This is a genomic window from Pseudomonas sp. GW458-11-26-14-LB4 (assembly GCF_059423925.1).
Genome location: NZ_JBWKYU010000043.1, coordinates 1 through 1,513, shown reverse-complemented (window position 1 = coordinate 1,513; position 1,513 = coordinate 1). Strand labels below are relative to the sequence as shown.

The 1,513-nt window shown below is 54.3% G+C and carries 1 protein-coding gene; it reads left to right on the top strand.

Annotation, left to right across the window (positions count from 1 at the left end; translation table 11 throughout):
- Nucleotides 1-94: 94 nt before the first annotated feature.
- Nucleotides 95-1,108 carry an IS110 family RNA-guided transposase gene (locus AC07XZ_RS29070; RefSeq protein WP_102688685.1) on the top strand — a complete coding sequence of 338 codons (1,014 nt, stop codon included), beginning with the start codon at nt 95-97 and terminating at the stop codon, nt 1,106-1,108.
- Nucleotides 1,109-1,513: the final 405 nt, after the last annotated feature.

The window sequence follows — 1,513 nt, the reverse complement described above, 5'->3', positions numbered from 1 at the left end:
AATAAATCTGAGAATCATCTGGCCGGCCTCCCCACCTCACGGAGGTGGCGCAAAATTCAAGGTGCGAACTTAGTCTTTTGCGTAGGAGGCCGTGATGAAATTCTGTGGCATAGACCTGCATTCGAACAACAGTGTTGTGGTGGTTACCGACGAAACGGATCGAGTACTGGTCAGTCGACGTTGCCCCAACCAGCTAACGCCAGTCCTTTCGCTGCTCGAGCCTCACCGTGCTGAATTGGTTGGCGTCGTGGTTGAGTCCACCTACAACTGGTATTGGTTGGTCGATGGCCTTAAGGCGGCGGGCCTCGAGGTGAAGCTGGCCCATCCCGTGGCGATGAAACGCTACGACGGTTTGAAGCATTCTGACGACAAGGATGATGCGACTTTCCTGGCTCATTTGCTGCGACTCGGGATTTTACCGACCGGATATATCCATCCGCCGCAAGAGCGTGCGCTGCGAGATTTGGCACGCAAACGTATTCAACTGGTACGCAGTCGGACTCAGCACATTCTGTCCGTCGAGAACATCATGGCGCGCCAGTTTGGCCAGCGGTTGAGCTGCAATGAAGTCAAAGGGCTGTCAGCCACATCCGTCGACAGGCTGGGCCTGCCGACGGATGTGGCTCTGGCAATGAAAGCGAATGTCGCCATTGTTCAGGCATTGCAGATCCAGATTGATTTTCTTGAAGAGCGATTACTGCACGAAGCCTATTTGCGCCCGGAGTTTTCTTTGTTGAAAACGATGCCCGGAATTGGCGAAGTGCTGGCCACGGTCATCATGCTGGAAACCGGAAATATCGAGCGCTTTGCCGACGTAGGCCACTTCGCCTCTTACGCTCGCTGCGTAAAAAGTGCGCATTACTCCAACGGCAAAAAGAAAGGTGAAGGCAACGCCAAGAACGGCAACGCTTATTTGATCTGGGCTTATATCGAAGCGGCTAATTTCGCCCGGCGCTTCAGCGAGGATGCCAAACGCTTTTTCGAGAAGAAGAAAGCCAAGACCAATGCCGTGGTCGCTACCAAGGCACTGGCACACAAGCTGGCGCGAGCGAGTTATCACATCCTGAAGGAGAAACAGCCTTTTGATGCCAGACGCTGTTTCGCCTGAGGGGCGAATGAGGTGATGGTTGGCCAACCAAAAAGGGACTGGGCTCGAACCACTAAATCTGAGTGGCGACCGACCATCACCGCCTGAGTGTGTTGTAACCGGGTCGTCTGCCAAGTGAGCCAGCTGGGACTGGACGTGTGTTTTGCACGAGCCACAGTTCTGTGACACGTTTTGGACGCATTGGCAGCACCAACGTTTCTCTGGGGCAGTTAACTGCCAGGGCGGTGCAGGTTGTATCGCTACCGCTTGATCCAAATGGGTGTCTGGCACGACTCGTTCGTAGCCAATGAAGAGGAAACGGGTTCGACGGGTTCAACCGATCAGGTTGAGTTGGAGAGCAAACCCTGCAGTTGAAAACTGCAGGGCGCGGTGGCTTTTAACCTTGACTTGAGACCGGCTAATGGG